We start from the raw sequence: 16775 nt of genomic DNA on the forward strand, positions 1-16775 counted from the left end.
CATTCACATTGCAGGAATAAAGGGCGGCCCCGCCGCCCTCCACTCAAACATTCATATCGAACACCAGAAGCCCGGCTAGACCGCCATCGGTGAGCGACACGAGACGTTCCCCCACTTCCATGTGCTTGGGATGGGCGAGATAGTCGTCGCGGGCCTCGGGGCTCTCCAGCGTCACGATGAAACCGTCGACAAAACCGCCATTCAGCCCCTCGGGTGAGACATTCTGGCCGTATTTCACATCGATGATGCCGGGTATCACATCTTTCAGGGCGGCAATCGCCTCGAATATTGCGTGTTTTTCAGAAGCGGCCGTTGCAGCCTTGAAGCGTAGAAATACACAATGCAGGATCATCCGGATTTCTCTCCTCCGTTGAGCGCTACCGGAGCGCCCCTTGACGACAAGATAGGTCGGGTTTCGGTTTTCACAACCCCCGATAACGGGGTCGCCGGCTCGGATTTGCCCGGCCCGAAATAGAGCAGGCTTCCATTACCGCCGTTTGAAGGGCTCCATGCCCTTTCGCGCCAATTCGTCGGCGCGTTCGTTTTCCGGGTGGCCGGCATGGCCCTTGACCCAGTGCAAGGTAACCTTATGGCGCTGCTGCGCCGCTTCCAGCGCCTGCCATAGTTCAACATTCTTGACCGGCTTGTTATCGGCGGTTTTCCAGCCCTTCTTTTTCCAGCCGAAAATCCACTTGGTGATGCCGTCCTTCACATAGGCGCTGTCGGTATAAAGATCGACCTCGCAGGGGCTTTTCAGCGCATTGAGCGCCGAGATCGCCGCCATTAATTCCATGCGGTTATTGGTGGTCTCGGCCTCGCCGCCCAAGAGTTCCTTCTCCACCTCACCGTAACGCAGCACGGCGCCCCAGCCGCCGGGACCGGGATTGCCGGAGCAGGCGCCATCGGTGAAAATGTCGACATGTTTCATTCGCCCGCCAGCCCATATTCGGCGACAGTGGCGATGGAACGGTGGAACCGCAGCTTGCGCAGATATTCCAGCGGGTCCTTCTTGACCACCAGCGCGCCTTCCGGCGTCGTCAGCCAGTCATAAAGGCGGGTGAGGAAGAAACGCAACGCGGAACCGCGCGCCAGAAGCGGCAGCGCCTCCAGCTCCGCTTCGCTCAGCGGGCGCACCGACTGGTAACCCTCCAGTAGCGCCTTGCCCTTGGTGACGTTGTAAGCGCCATCCTTTTCGAAGCACCAGGCATTGAGGCAGATCGACACGTCATAAGCGAGCAGGTCATTGCAGGCGAAATAAAAATCGATCAGGCCGGACAGTTCATCGCCAAGGAAGAACACATTGTCCTGGAACAGATCCGCATGGATGACGCCGGCCGGCAGATCTTTCGGCCAATGGGCGGCGAGATAATCGATCTCGGGGCGAATCTCGTCTTTCAGGCCCTTCTCCACCTCGTCGGCGCGCGCTTCGGACTTGTCCCAAAGCACCTTCCAGCCTTCGACGGAAAGCGCGTTCGGCCGCTTGATCTCGAACCCCTCGCCGGCCAGATGCATGGCGGCCAGCGCCTTGCCGACTTCGCGGCAATGTTTCGCTTCCGGCTTTCTCAGCCACATGCCCTCGAGAAAGGAGATGAGCGCCGCCGGCCGGCCCGATAGCTCTCCCAGCAACTCGCCATCCTTGCGCGGCAGCGGCAGGGGGCAGGACAGGCCCTTGGCGGCCAGATGCTGCATGAGGCCGAGGAAGAAGGGCAGATCGGATTTCTCCACGCGCTTTTCATAAAGCGTGAGAATCAGCGGATCCTTGGTGGTATGCAGCAGGAAATTGGAGTTTTCGACGCCTTCGGCAATGCCCTTGTAGGAGGTGAGGCTGCCGACGTCATATTGCGTGAGGAAATTCCTCAGATCATCTTCGGTGATGTCCGTATAAACTGCCAATTTCAAATCTCTTGATGAAGGATGGAGTGGAAATCTCGGGTGGAGATGACGCAGGTGGGACGGAAACCGCCCGCATTCAGCGCCATCCCGCTTCAGATGCCGGCGGCGGTTTTCGGCGGCAGCGCATCATTGGCATTGCCGTTCACGAAAGCCATGTCGTCCGTCGTCAGCTCGATGCTGCGTAGCTCGCGATTGACGAGGAAATGTTCCGTTTCCTCGACCGTCACGGCGAGATCGAGCGTTGTATCGAAACGCGCCTTGAAGGCCTCGATGATCTCATCGACGATGACCTCCGGCGCGGATGCGCCGGCCGAAAGGCCGACGGTGCGAATATCGCCGATTTCATTCCAGTCGATTTCCGAGGCCCGCTGCACCAGCACGGAGCGCTGTGCACCGGCCCGCAGCGCCACTTCTACAAGCCGCTTGGAATTGGAGGAATTGGGGGCGCCGACGACGATGAAGAGGTCGCAGCCGGGAGCCGCCTGCTTCACCGCATCCTGCCGGTTGGTGGTTGCGTAACAGATGCTGTCGGCGGCGGGCGCCTGAATGGCCGGGAAACGTTCCTGCAGCCTGGCGATGACGCCGGCCGTGTCATCGACCGAAAGTGTCGTCTGGGTGACGAAGCCGAGATTTTCGCGGTCCGCCGGTTCGTAACGGCCGGCGTCTTCCACCGTCTCGATCAGCGAAACCGTTCCTTCCGGAAGCTGGCCCATGGTGCCGATGACCTCGGGGTGGCCGGCATGGCCGATCAGCACCACATGGCGGCCAAGGCGCTGGTGGCGCATGGCCTGCTTGTGGACCTTGGAGACCAGCGGGCAAGTGGCATCGAGATAGAACAGATTACGCGCCTGCGCATCCTCCGGCACGGATTTCGGCACGCCGTGGGCCGAGAAAACCACCGGCTGCTCGCGGTGCTCGGCCGGAATTTCATGCAGTTCCTCGACGAAAACCGCGCCCTTGGCTTCCAGCCCTTCCACCACATAACGGTTATGTACGATTTCGTGGCGGACATAGACGGGTGCGCCATAGGCCTTCAGCGCCAGCACGACGATCTGGATCGCCCGGTCCACGCCCGCGCAAAAGCCGCGCGGTCCGCACAGCCTTATCGTCAAAGGGGGTTTGGAAACGGCGATGTTCATTCCAGCTCCTTGGCCTGCTCCTTGGGCCGTGCTTCATGGCCTTGCCCGACAAGCTGCCTTACCGGACGGGCTGTGCTTTATTCACCCTGCGCCTTACCGTTCCGGAAATAGGCAAAACCGGCGACGATGACAAGGGCCGCCGCCAACCCATACCACGTTATCGCATATTGCAGGTGATTGTTGGGCAAATCTATCAGCGTCACACCCCCCTGCGGCCAGCCGCCCGGGTTAGGCGCGGTGTCAGCATCCACGAAGAGGTGGACCAGCCGGTCGGGCGGGATATCGGCGCTGGAGGCCATGGCCGCCAGATCCTTCCAGTAGAAGATGTTCTTGGCGATATCGTTATCAGGCAGCAGCGAGGACGGTTTGGCAACCAGCGGCGCGCGCGAAAGCCCGGTGATCGTCACCTCACCGGCAACCTGCCCGTTGGGCCGTTTGGCCGGTTCTTTCATCTCGAAGGGCACGAATCCGCGATTGACGAAGAGAATGCGGCCATCGGCGAGTGTCAGCGGCGTATAGATGTAATAGCCCGTTTGCCCCTGATGGGTGGCGAAGAAATGCCGCTCGCGGGCATGATCGAAGGTGCCGGAAAGGCTGACCGTGCGGTATTCGATATCGCCGCCGCTTTTCGCGATCGCCTCTATATCGGAGAGGGGCACCGGGCTCGCGCTCCGCCGCTCCTCGATATCGGCAATCAGCGCCTCTTTCCAGTAGAGACGCTTCACCTGCCAGGTGCCGAGCCCGAGAAGAATGGCAAGCGCCAGCAGCACCAGCGGCGCGGCGAACCAGACCCGCCTTTCCGCCGCCTTCATGTGGGAAACGTCATTCACGATCAAGCCTGCCTTCGCTTGCATTGTTGCGGTATTGCAGCGCAATCATGATCCCTTTCAGCTTGCGCAGCAGCACAAGGGAGACAATCACCGTAAACGGCAACCACAGCATGACATGCACCCAGACCGGCGGCGCAAAACGCTGATCGAACCACAGCGCCAGCCCGACGACCAGAAAACCGACGATCAGCATGACGAAAACCGCCGGGCCATCGCCCGCATCGGCAAAACCGTAATCCAGTCCGCAGGCGCTGCAGGCGGGTTTTATGGTCAGAAAGCCGTCGAACAGCCGTCCGTTGCCGCAACGCGGGCAGCAGCCTTTCAAGCCCACCTTGATGGGATCGACCGGCGCGAAATTGCCGTTTGATGGTTCAGACATGACGACCTCCCGCGAAGTTGCCCAAAGCCCGAGGACGACAGCGAGCCTGTTGGAAGCGTGCTTCTAAACCAAGGCAGTCATCTGTCGCTCGGCTTTGCTGCTTGTTTCTTCTCCCCGCCGGGGAGAAGGTGGCCCGAAGGGTCGGATGAGGGGGCTAGCTCTCCGAATATCTCTACCGTAGCCCCCTCATCCCGCTGCCGCGGACTTCTCCCCGGCGGGGAGAAGAAACACGTGGCACCTGCTCGCTCCACAGGATGCCTTGCTGCGGACCCAGTCCTCTATCCGACGCAATCAGCCGTGCAGCGGCGCGCCCCAGCCACCCCAGATATAGATGGCGAAGAACAGGAACAGCCAGACGACGTCAACGAAGTGCCAGTACCAGGCAGCCGCTTCGAAACCGAAATGCTGCTTGGGCGTGAAACCACCGCCAACGGCGCGGAACAGGCAGACCAGCAGGAAGACCGTGCCGACGAATACGTGGAAACCGTGAAAACCGGTGGCCATGAAGAAGGTCGCGCCGTAGATCGAATTCTTGAAGTCGAACGGCGCGTGCATGTATTCGTAAACCTGCACGGTGGAGAACAGGACGCCGAGCGCGACGGTGAGCAACAGACCAGTGATCAGGCCCTTGCGGTCATTATGCAGAAGGGCATGGTGCGCCCAGGTGACGCAGGTGCCCGACAGAAGCAGGATGACGGTGTTGTAGAGCGGCAGGTGCCAGGGATCGATCACCTCGATGCCCTTGGGCGGCCATTGCCCGCCGGTATATTCGAGGCGCGACGCCTGAATTGCCTCGTGCGGGAAGAGGCTGGCATCGAAATAGGCCCAGAACCACGCCACGAAGAACATCACTTCCGAGGCGATGAACATGATCATGCCGTAACGCAGGTGAAGCGACACGACGCGGGTGTGGTTGCCCTCATGGGCTTCCTTGATCGTGTCGGACCACCATGCGTACATGGTGTAAAGCACGATGACGAGGCCGATATAGAACAGCCAGGGATTGGCCAGTTCCGCGCCGAACAGCTTGAAGGAGCCGCCCGACAGGTAACGCATGTAACAGACGCCACCAAAGGTCAGGATGAAGGCGCCGATCGAGGCCAGAAGCGGCCAGGGGCTTGGATCGATAATGTGGTAGTCGTGGTTCTTCTGATGCGTATCTGCCATTGCGACAATCCCCGAATGTCTCTTCCCTGATCCGGCCTTCGATAAAAGGCCAGATCTCCTCTCACAATTTGCTTTCGCCAGATGAAGTCTTTACCGGCAAGGACGCAACCGGTTTTTCGGTTTTGGCCGGATAAAACGTATAGGACAGCGTTAAAGTATGAATGCTCTTGGTCTCGCGCGCCGTGGCGATGTCAGGATCGACGAAGAACACCACCGGCATCTCCAGCGTTTCACCCGGCTGCAGCGTCGTTTCGGTGAAGCAGAAGCACTCCACCTTGTTGAAATAGGCGCCGGCTTCCATCGGCGTGACGTTGAAGACCGCCGTGCCCGTGGTCGCCACGGGTGAACGGTTCGTCGCCTTGAACGTCACCTGCACCGTTTCGCCGATCTTCGGCATGACCTTTTTGTCGACCGGCTGGAAATCCCAGTTGAGGCCGTTCGACGTATTGGCGTCGAAGGTGACGTTGATGGTCTTGTCGAGGATGACGTCGGAATATTGCTCGACGCGCTGGGTGGTGCCGTTATAGCCGGTGACACGGCAGAACAGCGTATAAAGCGGTACGGCGGCATAGGCCATGCCGATCATGGCGCAGAAAAACACCAGACAAAGCACGAGGATGGAGCGATTGCTCACCCGCTGCCTGCCGGTGCCTGCCGTCTGCGCTTCCATATTCGCCATCTCCTCCTCCTCTCCCCTCAATCAGCGCGTCAGTGCGAGCCGATCTTGATGATGGTGATGATGTAGAACAGCACCACCAGGCCGGCGAGCAGGACGCCGAGCGCGATGTTGCGCCCACGTCTCGATTTTTTCTGCGCCGCGCTCAGTTCCACCGTTTCCATCACAGGACTCCCGACATGACGGCCTTCAGGGCCGGCGCGAAATGATCGGCCAGAAGGCCGGAGAAAATCGCAAAAAGGTAAAGCACCGAATAGGCGAACATCTTCTTGGCCGGCAGCATCTTCTCGTCGCCCTCAGGCATGCGCCGGACATCGAGCGAACAGTAGACGAAGATAGCGCTCAGAACGGCGGCGAAAATGCCGTAACCGGCGCTCGCAAGGCCGGTGAAATAAGGCGCAACGGCCGCGGCCGCCGTCAGCACCGCATAAACGATCATCTGGTTCTTGGTGGAGCGTTCGCCGACCACGTTCGGCATCATGGGAATGCCGACGGCGCCGTAATCGCGCATCTTGAACAGCGCCAGCGCCCAGAAATGCGCCGGTGTCCACAGGAAGATGATGAGGAACAGGATGATGCTGTCCAGCGAAACGCCGCCGGTGACGCAGGCCCAGCCGAGCATGGGCGGGAAAGCGCCGGCCGCGCCGCCGATGACGATGTTCTGCGGCGTCGAGCGTTTCAGCCACATCGTATAGATGACGGCGTAAAAGAAGATGGTGAAGGCGAGCAGGCCGGCGGAGAACCAGTTGACCGCAAGGCCGAGAATGACCACCGAAAAGGCCGACAGCGTCAGCCCGAAGGCCAGCGCCTCGCGCGGCGCGATGCGGCCGGACGGGATCGGCCGCCGGGCGGTGCGGCTCATCACAGCGTCGATATCGGCATCGTACCACATGTTGAGCGCACCGGATGCGCCCGCGCCAACGGCGATGCAGAGAATGGCGATGATGCCGAGCACCGGGTTGATTTCACCCGGCGCCAGCACGAGACCCGCAAAGGCCGTGAAGACGACGAGCGACATGACGCGCGGCTTCAGCAATTCGAAATAATCGCGCGCGCCGGCTTCCGAAAGTTCGGAGCCCTTCACGCCCAGCATGTCGCGATTGTCGATAATGCTCATTTCCTGTCCTGTTTCCTTCGAACGCCGCGTGAAGCGACGTCCCCTGCACCGGCCCGAAAAAAATGTGATTTCCGGCATGCGCGATGCGTCAATTCATGGGTCCCGAACGTCCTGGCATGAGCGGCGCCGGGGAAAACCGATGCCATTTTCCGGCTTTTCGCCGCACGCTGCCGCCATTCGTCTGCGCTTGCATTTCATAAAGGCCAGATTTGGCATTTATCACGTCCGGGGCATGTATCACGTCGGACGGCAGGCATCGCTTGGACAAAATGTCACGCGGCAGGAGAGACTGCCCGTTCGGGAAACGGCACGGACCGAACCGCGCCGTCCCTCATTTTCAGCGCCGGGAATTCGCAGGCCCTGCCCGCTCCTTCCGGCCCGCGCATCAACGAATGCGCGGCAGCTGTTCCCACTGGTGGTAGGGCGGCGGCGAAGACAGCTGCCATTCGAGCGTCGTCGCACCTTCACCCCAGGGGTTGTTGCCGGCGATCCGCTTCTTTGCGAAGGCTTCCCAGACGCAGAAGAGGAAGATCAGCACGCCGACGGCCGAGATGTAGGAACCGTAGGAGGATACCATGTTCCAGCCGGCATAGGCATCGGGATAATCGATGTAGCGGCGCGGCATGCCCGCAAGACCGAGGAAGTGCTGCGGGAAGAACACGAGGTTCACGCCCACGAACATGACCCAGAAATGCAGCTTGCCGAGGAACTCGCTGTACATGTAGCCGGTGATCTTCGGGAACCAGTAATACCAGCCGGCAAAGATCGCGAAGACCGCGCCGAGCGACAGAACGTAGTGGAAGTGCGCCACCACGTAATAGGTATCGTGCAGCGAACGGTCGAGACCGGCATTGGCGAGCTGGACGCCGGTGACGCCGCCGACCGTGAACAGGAAGATGAAGCCGATCGCCCAGACCATCGGGGTCGAGAAGGTCAGCGAACCGCCCCACATGGTCGCAATCCACGAGAAGATCTTGATACCCGTCGGCACCGCTATGACCATGGTGGCGAAGACGAAATAACGCTGCGCTTCGAGCGACAGGCCGACCGTGTACATGTGGTGGGCCCAGACGATGAAGCCGACGGCGCCGATGGCGACCATGGCGTAGGCCATGCCGAGGTAACCGAAGACCGGCTTCTTGGAGAAGGTGGAGACGATGTGGCTGATGATGCCGAAGCCTGGCAGGATCAGGATGTAGACTTCCGGATGGCCGAAGAACCAGAACAGGTGCTGGTAAAGGATCGGGTCACCGCCGCCTTCCGGCGAGAAGAATGCCGTGCCGAAGTTGCGGTCGGTCAGAAGCATGGTGATGCCGCCTGCCAGAACCGGCAGCGAAAGCAGCAGCAGGAACGCGGTGACGAGGACCGACCAGGCGAAGAGCGGCATCTTGTGCAGCGTCATGCCCGGGGCGCGCATGTTGAGGATGGTGGTGATGAAGTTGATCGCACCGAGGATCGACGACGCGCCCGAAACGTGCAGCGCGAAGATCGCCAGATCCACCGCCGGTCCCGGCATGCCGCTGGTCGATAGAGGCGGATACATGGTCCAGCCGCCACCGACACCGTAGGCGCCCGCAGGGCCCTCGACGAAGAGCGAGAGAATGAGAAGGATGAAAGCCGGAACGATCAGCCAGAAGGAAATGTTGTTCAGGCGCGGGAAAGCCATGTCCGGAGCGCCGATCATGATCGGGATCATCCAGTTGGCGAAACCGCCGATCAGCGCCGGCATGACCATGAAGAAGATCATGATCAGCGCGTGCGCGGTGGTGAACACGTTGAACATGTGCTTGCCGCCATCGATGGCGGCGTCACCCTCGAAGCCGTAAACCATGGACGCCAGACCGTGGAAAATCTGGATGCCCGGCTCCTGCAGCTCCATGCGCATGACGACGGAAAGCCCGCCGCCGACGATGCCGGCGATGATCGCGAAGATCAGATAGAGAGTGCCGATGTCCTTGTGGTTGGTCGACAGGAACCAGCGGGCGAAGAAGCCCGGCGTATGGGAATGATGCGCATCATGCGAATGATCGTCATGTGCGGAATGACCATGCGAGTGATGATCGTCGTGTGCGGAAGGTCCAGCCATTGTCCTCACTCCAGAGTCAGTTGGTTTCGTTGGCGGCAACGTCGACGGTGCGCGGAGCGCCATCGACAGAGGCCATCAGCGCCCGGTTCGCGCCGCTCAGGTCAGAAGCGGCGGCGGTGAGCCAGGTGTTGTACTGCTGTTCGGAAACCACCCGAATGGCGATTGGCATGAAGGCATGGTCCTTGCCGCAAAGCTCGGAACACTGACCGTAATAAAGGCCCTCTTTTTCCGCCTTGAACCAGGTTTCGTTCAGGCGGCCGGGAACGGCGTCGATCTTGACGCCGAAAGCCGGCATGGCGAAGGAATGGATCACATCCGTCGGTGCGGCGGTGACGAGCAGGCGAACGGTCTTGCCGACCGGAACGACCATTTCATTGTCTACCGCCAGAAGACGCGGATAGCGGGCCCTGTCTTCCTTGCCCGCGGCGGCGCGATCCTGGTCCTTCAGCATGTAGCTGTCGAAGGAAACCGGCTCGGCGCCTTCGGCGGCCGTATATTCATAGCTCCACAGCCATTGCGTGGCGGTCGCCTTCAGCGTCACGTCGGGGTTTTCCGGCTGCGTGAGCTGCGCGTTCAAGAGATTGAACGACGGGAAAGCAAGGAACAGAAGAATGAGAACCGGCGCCAGCGTCCAGACCACCTCGATCGCCGTGTTATGGCTGGTCTTGGAAGCCACCGGATTTTTCGCGGCGCGGAATTTCAGGGCGACGACGATGAGCAGCGCAAGAACGAAAAGCGTAACCGGAACAATGAACCAGAGCGTATATTGTTCAAACCAGCGTATTTCGTGCATGATCGGCGTGGCGGCCTCCTGCATGCCCATTTGCCAATGCACCGGCTGATCGGCGTGGGCGCCGACAGCCGTGAGCAGACAGGTCATCCCCGCCAGTGCTGCGTAAATCCTATTCGTCACGGTACCCTCTCCCTCACGCGTCTGATCTAGATCAATCACAGACGCAGAATCCATGCTTATGGTACTAACTTCAAACCACAGTTTGTCCTCTGCCGCAATATGCGTCGGGACACGGATGCGCCCCAATTTTGCCATTGGTCAATCCACGGCGACTTTCTCTCACCCCACGCCTCACCGGACCGGCCGAACGCGGTTTCAAACAGCCCAAATGCGACAAAGCCCCTTCTCACAGCCGGTTTTGCCGCCAGTTTCATCGCCGGATAATGAATGTCGCGCCGGGCAAATCACACGCCCATCCCGCAAGACAGGTCCTATTTCCGCCCAACTCCGCTGGAATTGAAGGCCTGAGGCTTTTTTTTCCGGATTATGGCGTCAAAATAGCCGCACTGATTCGAATCCCAGAGGTATCCATGCGTCTTTCCCCGCTCGCGCGCACTTTTCTTGCCGCCGCCGGTCTTGCCATCATCGCTCCTGCCGCTGCGACGCTGGCGCAACAGCAGCCGCCCGGCACGCCGAAGTCGACGCACGGAGCATGGTCTGTCATCTGCGACAAGCCGGCGGGCGCGTCCGAAGAACAATGCGCGCTGATGCAGAACGTGATCGCCGATGACCGCCCGGAAGTTGGGCTTTCGGTGGTGGTGCTGAAGACGGCCGACCGCAAGTCGCGCATCCTGCGCATCCTCGCGCCGCTTGGCGTGCTTTTGAAGGATGGCATGGAGCTTTATATCGACAATAATAATATCGGCCGCGCCTATTTCACCCGCTGCTTCTCCGAAGGCTGCTATGTGGAAGTGGATATCGACGACGAGTTGCTGAAGGTTCTGCGCGCTGGCAAGAATGCCGTTTTCGCACTGCGCGAAGCCGTGGATCAGGATCGCGTGGGTATTCCGATCGAGCTTTCCGGCTTTGCCGAGGGATATGACGCGCTTCCCTGAGTAGAACGCCTTGCTTTTTCAGCTGATAACTATATCTTGAGAGTATAGTTTTAGTCATTACTGAAAAGCATGAGAGACAAAAGATCGCCAAGCTTACAATTCATCTGCGGCGTTGCCATATGTTATGCCGCAATTGCATTTATGGCGGCTTATGCTCGCAAGAACGGGATATTTTTCCGATCTCCACATGATTGGCAAAGCATCGAGCTTGCCCTAACGGTCGTGTCCGGCAACCAGCTTGCGTATTTTCACTGGCAGCGCCTAGCGCCTGACTCCAGCAATCATTGGTCACGGCTGGCATTCCCGATGCTCCTCCATCAACTGTGGATCTGCATTGCTGCTTTCGTTGTGGTGCATCTTATCTTCAAGCTAACCTAAACCCCGGTACGCTTTGGCTTGCCAGCGGCGCCACGCGATCCTACATGCTTGCCGGACACTATTCAGTTTGGAGCCTCCCATGACCGACGACCTTGTAAAACTCTTCGATTGCGACGAGACGCAATTGCGCAAGCTGGTCGGCGAGGCGCTTGCCGGCGCTGACGATGGCGAGCTTTTCATCGAACATGCCCAGGCCGAATCGCTTACTTTCGATAATGGCCGGCTGAAGGGCGGTTCTTTCAACACCGATCAGGGTTTCGGCCTGCGCGCCGTCGCAGGCGAGACGGTTGGCTATGCCCATGCGGGTGAGCTTTCGCAAAGTGCGCTGAAACGTGCTTCCGATGCAGTGGGCGCGGTGACCAAGGGTTATTCCGGCTCTTATGCCGCCGCACCGCAGCGCACCAACAAGAAGCTTTATGGCGACGAGAACCCCATCGGCAGCCCGAGCTTCGAGGAAAAGGTGAAGCTCCTCACCGATATCGATGCCTATCTGCGTGACAAGGACGACAAGGTCCGGCAGGTGACGGCGACCATTTCGGCAAGCTGGCAGGTGGTGGACATCCTGCGGGCCGACGGCCATCGCGTCAGCGATATCCGGCCGATGACCCGCATCAATGTTTCCGTCGTGGCGGGCGAAGGCGACCGGCAGGAAAGCGGCTCCTACGGCATTGGCGGCCGCGTCGGCTTCAGCGATTTCATCACCACGGAAAACTGGCAGCGCGGTGCGGATGAAGCGCTGCGCCAGGCGCTCGTCAACCTCACCGCCATCGATGCGCCGGCCGGCACCATGGATGTGGTGCTTGGCTCCGGCTGGCCGGGCGTCATGCTACACGAGGCGGTGGGCCACGGTCTGGAAGGCGATTTCAACCGCAAGAAAACCTCGGCCTTTGCCGGCCTGATGGGCGAAATGGTTGCCGCCCCCGGCGTGACCGTGGTGGATGACGGCACCATCGACAGCCGCCGCGGCTCGCTGACGATCGACGATGAAGGTACGCCTTCCGGCTATAATGTGCTGATCGAGAACGGCAGGCTGGTCGGTTACATGCAGGACCGACAGAACGCCCGGTTGATGGGCGCCAAGCCCACCGGCAACGGCCGCCGGCAGGGCTACGCCTATGTGCCGATGCCACGCATGACCAATACCTACATGCTTTCAGGCGACAAGACGCCGGAAGAGATCATCGCCTCCGTGAAGAAGGGCATCTATGCCGTTTCCTTCGGCGGGGGCCAGGTGGATATCACCTCCGGCAAATTCGTGTTCGGCTGCACCGAGGCCTACCTCATCGAAAACGGCAGGATCGGCGCGCCGGTAAAGGGCGCGATGCTGATCGGCAACGGGCCGGATGCGATGAAGCGCGTCTCGATGATCGGCAACGATTCCAAGCTCGATACCGGCATCGGCAATTGCGGCAAGGCCGGACAATGGGTGCCGGTCGGCGTCGGCCAGCCGCATCTGCGCATGGACCAGATCACCGTCGGCGGTACGAAGGCTTAGTTCCGCGGCGCATGCGCGGTCGCGGAAAATGTCGAAACTGCCGTGACAGCCCTCACCCGCAGCGTCGCCATCCCGTCAGCCCCTAAACCCACACATGGCTGCCATGATGAGGTTTCCTCTGGCATGCGGCCGGGAAGGCGGTAAGATCATCCCTCATGGCAGGCCCCTCCTCCCACCCCGGGCCTGCGCGGCAAAGGAGACCATGACCATCATACGAAATGCCCTCGTTCCTGAACTCGCCGTCAGCGACTGGCAGAAAAGCCGCGCCTTTTATTGCGACCTGATCGGTTTTCATGTGGTCTATGAGCGCCCCGAGGAGGGTTTCACCTATCTGGCGCTGGGGGATGCCCAGCTGATGATCGACCAGATCGGCGCGACCCGGACATTTGTGACGGACAATGCCGCGCTCGAATTTCCGCTCGGCCGCGGCATGAACCTGCAACTTGCCGTCCCTTCCCTGCAACCCATTCTCTCCCGGCTGGAGCGATCCTCCATCGACCTCGTCATGCCGCTGGAGGAAAAATGGTACAGGCGCGGCACGGTCGAAGTGGGCAACCGGCAATTCATCGTCGCCGATCCGGACGGTTATCTGATCCGCCCGTTCGAGAGCCTTGGCGAACGCCCCTTCCGGTTCGGTTAAGTCATGCTGCCTTTTCTTCCGCAGGCCGTGGTTTTCGACATGGACGGATTGCTGATCGAGAGCGAGAGGCTCTATCGCGATTCATTTCTGGCTGCCTCGGATGAAGGGGGCCATGGCATGAAGGTCGAGACCTATCAGAAGGTCTGCGGCAGCCCGTGGGACGTCATCACCGGCACCATCTTTGCCGATTATGGTGCGGATTTTCCCATCGACAGCTTCCGCGACGCCTGGCTCCGGCATCTTGGCGTGATGATGGCGGAAGGCGTGGCGCTGAAGCCGGGCGTCATCGACATTCTCGATCTGCTCGACCGGCTCAATATCCGCCGCGCCATCGCCACCTCGTCGCGGCACGATTCGGTGACGCGCCATCTCGGGCCCCACGATCTTCTCAGACGTTTCGACACCATCGTCGCACGCGGCGACTATACCGAACCGAAACCCGCACCCATGCCCTATCTCACCGCAGCCCGAAGGCTTTCCCTCGATCCGGGCCGCTGCCTTGCGCTGGAGGATTCCTATTCAGGCGTGCGCTCGGCGATATCGGCGGGCATGATGACGATCATGGTGCCGGACGTGGCGCCGCCGACCGAGGAAATGCGGGAGAAGTGCATTGCCGTTGCAAGCGACCTGCATGCGGTGGCGGCCATGTTGGAAAAGCTGGAGTCTTCAGGGTTTTGACGGCGTAAAGCGCCACTTACGCTCGATCGCACCTTCAATATCGAGACCGTTATAATGGGCCAGTAACAGCACATGGCCGAGCAGATCGGCGGCTTCATCGGCCAGATCCCGCTTCATCTCCTCTTTGCTCCTGCCCTTAATGCGCCCCCGTCCTGTCAGCCGATTCCAGGCCTGTGTGACCTCGCCAACCTCTTCCTGAAGCTTGAGCATGTACCAGTCCGGGTCGCGGAATATTCCGTTTTCAGCGGCATATTTTTGCGAGGCCTCTTCAAACCGAGGCATCATGTCAGCAAACATTTGTTCATCCTTTGTTCATGCGCTACAACTCTAATCATGATTCTCTGACGGCGTCGACCCGTCAGGGCGTCACGCAGCCCTGAACTGAAAATTCCGCGACATGTACATGCAGGCGGGATAGAGAAAACATATTCGAACAACCGTGCCATCGCCCATGTCCCACCTCGATTTTTTCTCGTCCCTCATCACCGCGCATAGTCCGACTCTGCTCGCCATGTTCGCGGGCGCCGCCTTTCTCGCCGGCCTTGCCCGCGGCTTTTCCGGTTTCGGTGCGGCGCTCATCTTCATCCCGCTCGCAAGCGCCATCGTCGGGCCGCGTGTCGCCTCGGCAGTGCTGCTGGTGGTGGACGCCGTGCTGACGCTCGGCATGATACCGCCCGCATGGCGCATGGCGGACCGACGCGAAGTCTTCATCATGGCGGCCGGCGCCTTTGTCGGCGTGCCGCTTGGAACCATGCTGCTTTCCAACGGCGATCCGCTGACGCTGCGCTGGATCATCTCCGCCGTCGTCGTGATGCTGCTGTTGTTTCTGCTTTCCGGCTGGCGTTACAGCGGCCGGCCGAAGACACCGCTGACCCTCTTCACCGGGTTTCTGGCCGGGCTGTTTTCGGGTGCTGCGCAACTGGGCGGTCCACCGGTCGTCGCCTATTGGCTCGGCGGCGCGCTCAAAGGCGCCTTCGTGCGCGCCAATGTCATTTTATATTTCGCGATCTCGACCGTGATCTCCACCGGCAGCTATTTCGTCAGCGGCCTGTTCACCGCCGATGTCTTCGTCTTTTTCCTGCTCGCCCTGCCCTTTTACGGGGCCGGGCTTTATGCCGGCGCGCGACTGCACGGGCTTGCCGACGAGGCGGCGTTCCGGCGCATCTGCTATGGGCTGATCGCCATCTCCGCCGTCATCGGCCTGCCGCTGTTCGATTCGCTGCTGAAATAGGCAGGCCGTAAATGGCCTGCCCTGACCGCCCTTAGGGATACATGCGGACCTTGGACCATGCACCGTCAGGCGTCTCGCGGCGGAATTCTATGCGGTCGTGCAGGCGGAACTTGCGGTCGTGCCAGAATTCGATGCTGACGGGGCGGATGCGGAAGCCGGACCAGTAGGACGGACGCGGAATATCGCCGATGGCATATCTGGCGGTATATTCCGCCACGGCCTTTTCCAGCGCGAAACGACCTTCCAGCGGCCGAGACTGCTTGGAAGCCCAGGCGCCGATGCGGCTGCCGCGCGGGCGCGAGGCGTAATAGGCATCCGCCTCCTCGTCGCTCACGATCTCCACCTCACCGCGCAGGCGCACCTGTCGCCGCAGGCTTTTCCAGTGGAAACACATGGCCGCTTTTTTCTGGCCGAGGATCTCCTGGCCCTTCTGGCTTTCGAAATTCGTGTAGAAAACAAAGCCGCGGTCGTCGACGCCTTTCAGCAGCACCATGCGCACATTCGGCAGGCCATTTTCGTCCACGGTGGCAAGGGCTACCGCGTTGGGATCGTTGATTTCGGAAGCCGTTGCATCCTTCAGCCATTCGGCAAAAAGCGTGAACGGTTCATTTTCTTCCGTGAAGTCACTGGATGTTAACCCCGTTTCCGACATATTGACTAAAATGCTCCCGAGCTGATTTGGACCCCAGAGATGATCTCTGGTGAAAGATGGTGACCGTCATAGCAAAGTCGAACAGTCGAACAAAGAGCCTCCTTTCGTCGGTAGCGGAAGTTTCCGCCGTCGTGTCAATGCTTGTGATGCTGAGCGGCTGCGTCAGCCTCGACCTGTTCGGCGGCGACAAGGTCGACCGCTCGCTTTCCACGGCCTCCATTCCCAACCAGCCGAACAATGCGCCGCAGACGGACGATGCGACGATCCGCAATGCGGTGACGTCGGCCGATCTCGCCAAGCTCGCCGACCAGCCGCTGCCCTGGGCCAATGCCGCCACCGGCAGCGCCGGCGTCGTCACCGCCATTCACGAAGACAAATCCAGCGGCTTCGTCTGCCGCGATTTCAGGACGACGCGACACTCCTTCGAGGGCGTTGCGAGCTATGCGGGACAGGCCTGCCTCTCAGAAACCGGCGAATGGCTGCTGACCCGCTTCGAGCAGAAATAATCTGTTTACCCTTAAATATGGAATAGAGCCGGCCCGGGTGCGGCGCGCTTCCTCCGTAAA

Annotated in this window: 20 protein-coding genes; 6 read left to right on the forward strand and 14 right to left on the reverse strand. The window is 60.3% G+C overall.

The annotated features are described in order from the left end of the window. Window positions 1–43 precede the first annotated feature (43 nt). From BTE54_RS00665 to coxB, 12 genes are all read right to left on the reverse strand, one after another. Window positions 44–352, reverse strand: a complete 309-nt coding sequence (locus tag BTE54_RS00665) for a Dabb family protein (RefSeq protein WP_065654307.1) — start codon at window positions 350–352, stop codon at window positions 44–46. Window positions 353–487: 135 nt separating this feature from the next. Continuing rightward, entirely contained in the window at window positions 488–928 is a 441-nt protein-coding gene (gene rnhA / locus BTE54_RS00670; RefSeq protein ID WP_065654308.1) for a ribonuclease HI, read from the reverse strand. Then, on the reverse strand, window positions 925–1893 hold the full coding sequence (locus BTE54_RS00675; protein ID WP_078051155.1) for a homoserine kinase: 969 nt from the start codon (window positions 1891–1893) through the stop codon (window positions 925–927). Before BTE54_RS00675 ends, rnhA begins: the two co-directional genes overlap by 4 nt. Window positions 1894–1985: 92 nt before the next feature. Further along, window positions 1986–3032 (reverse strand): 4-hydroxy-3-methylbut-2-enyl diphosphate reductase, encoded by a 1047-nt coding sequence (gene ispH / locus BTE54_RS00680; RefSeq protein ID WP_003521111.1) that lies wholly within the window; start codon window positions 3030–3032, stop codon window positions 1986–1988. A gap of 77 nt (window positions 3033–3109) precedes the next feature. Further along, a complete protein-coding gene (locus BTE54_RS00685; RefSeq protein WP_065654834.1) occupies window positions 3110–3844 on the reverse strand; it encodes an SURF1 family protein in 735 nt (244 codons plus the stop codon). 10 nt (window positions 3845–3854) lie between these two features. Further along, window positions 3855–4241: a DUF983 domain-containing protein gene (locus BTE54_RS00690; protein ID WP_003521108.1), complete on the reverse strand. Its 387-nt coding sequence runs from the start codon at window positions 4239–4241 to the stop codon at window positions 3855–3857. A 291-nt stretch (window positions 4242–4532) separates the two neighbouring features. Continuing rightward, window positions 4533–5408, reverse strand: coding sequence for a cytochrome c oxidase subunit 3 (locus BTE54_RS00695; protein ID WP_003521107.1), 876 nt, complete (start codon window positions 5406–5408; stop codon window positions 4533–4535). Between the two features lie 61 nt (window positions 5409–5469). Beyond that, a complete protein-coding gene (locus tag BTE54_RS00700; RefSeq protein ID WP_065654310.1) occupies window positions 5470–6087 on the reverse strand; it encodes a cytochrome c oxidase assembly protein in 618 nt (205 codons plus the stop codon). Window positions 6088–6116: 29 nt separating this feature from the next. Next, window positions 6117–6248, reverse strand: coding sequence for a hypothetical protein (locus BTE54_RS25405; protein ID WP_003521105.1), 132 nt, complete (start codon window positions 6246–6248; stop codon window positions 6117–6119). Next, the gene (gene cyoE, locus BTE54_RS00710; RefSeq protein ID WP_003521104.1) at window positions 6248–7201 is read right to left on the reverse strand and encodes a heme o synthase; all 954 of its coding nucleotides are present in this window, start codon (window positions 7199–7201) and stop codon (window positions 6248–6250) included. The genes BTE54_RS25405 and cyoE overlap by 1 nt, the downstream gene beginning before the upstream one ends. Before the next feature lie 385 nt (window positions 7202–7586). Next, window positions 7587–9287 carry a cytochrome c oxidase subunit I gene (gene ctaD / locus BTE54_RS00715; RefSeq protein ID WP_003521103.1) on the reverse strand — a complete coding sequence of 567 codons (1701 nt, stop codon included), beginning with the start codon at window positions 9285–9287 and terminating at the stop codon, window positions 7587–7589. A gap of 16 nt (window positions 9288–9303) precedes the next feature. Next, on the reverse strand, window positions 9304–10200 hold the full coding sequence (gene coxB / locus BTE54_RS00720) for a cytochrome c oxidase subunit II (protein ID WP_104679333.1): 897 nt from the start codon (window positions 10198–10200) through the stop codon (window positions 9304–9306). Window positions 10201–10610: 410 nt separating this feature from the next. Here coxB and BTE54_RS00725 point away from each other — a divergent pair, with 410 nt between their 5' ends. From BTE54_RS00725 to BTE54_RS00745, 4 genes are all read left to right on the forward strand, one after another. Next, the gene (locus tag BTE54_RS00725; RefSeq protein WP_078051156.1) at window positions 10611–11135 is read left to right on the forward strand and encodes an invasion associated locus B family protein; all 525 of its coding nucleotides are present in this window, start codon (window positions 10611–10613) and stop codon (window positions 11133–11135) included. Between the two features lie 457 nt (window positions 11136–11592). Beyond that, complete coding sequence (gene tldD / locus BTE54_RS00735) at window positions 11593–13008, forward strand: metalloprotease TldD (protein ID WP_078051158.1); 1416 nt, start codon at window positions 11593–11595, stop codon at window positions 13006–13008. A gap of 202 nt (window positions 13009–13210) precedes the next feature. Beyond that, on the forward strand, window positions 13211–13648 hold the full coding sequence (locus tag BTE54_RS00740) for a VOC family protein (protein ID WP_003521098.1): 438 nt from the start codon (window positions 13211–13213) through the stop codon (window positions 13646–13648). A gap of 3 nt (window positions 13649–13651) precedes the next feature. Continuing rightward, on the forward strand, window positions 13652–14326 hold the full coding sequence (locus BTE54_RS00745) for an HAD family phosphatase (RefSeq protein ID WP_078051159.1): 675 nt from the start codon (window positions 13652–13654) through the stop codon (window positions 14324–14326). Here BTE54_RS00745 and BTE54_RS00750 read toward each other — a convergent pair. Then, window positions 14315–14623, reverse strand: coding sequence for a MazG nucleotide pyrophosphohydrolase domain-containing protein (locus tag BTE54_RS00750; RefSeq protein ID WP_065654313.1), 309 nt, complete (start codon window positions 14621–14623; stop codon window positions 14315–14317). The two genes, BTE54_RS00745 and BTE54_RS00750, sit on opposite strands and share 12 nt — an antisense overlap. Before the next feature lie 154 nt (window positions 14624–14777). On the opposite strand from BTE54_RS00750, the gene BTE54_RS00755 reads away from it, so the two are divergent. Then, a complete protein-coding gene (locus BTE54_RS00755) occupies window positions 14778–15557 on the forward strand; it encodes a sulfite exporter TauE/SafE family protein (protein WP_035263541.1) in 780 nt (259 codons plus the stop codon). Between the two features lie 31 nt (window positions 15558–15588). On the opposite strand, the gene pdxH is transcribed toward BTE54_RS00755, so the two are convergent. Further along, on the reverse strand, window positions 15589–16209 hold the full coding sequence (gene pdxH, locus BTE54_RS00760) for a pyridoxamine 5'-phosphate oxidase (RefSeq protein ID WP_078051160.1): 621 nt from the start codon (window positions 16207–16209) through the stop codon (window positions 15589–15591). A 137-nt stretch (window positions 16210–16346) separates the two neighbouring features. Between pdxH and BTE54_RS00765 the strand changes: the two genes are divergently transcribed. Then, complete coding sequence (locus BTE54_RS00765) at window positions 16347–16715, forward strand: RT0821/Lpp0805 family surface protein (RefSeq protein WP_174035754.1); 369 nt, start codon at window positions 16347–16349, stop codon at window positions 16713–16715. Window positions 16716–16775 lie beyond the last annotated feature (60 nt).

It is taken from the genome of Agrobacterium sp. YIC 4121 (assembly GCF_002008205.1).
GTDB lineage: Bacteria > Pseudomonadota > Alphaproteobacteria > Rhizobiales > Rhizobiaceae > Agrobacterium > Agrobacterium leguminum.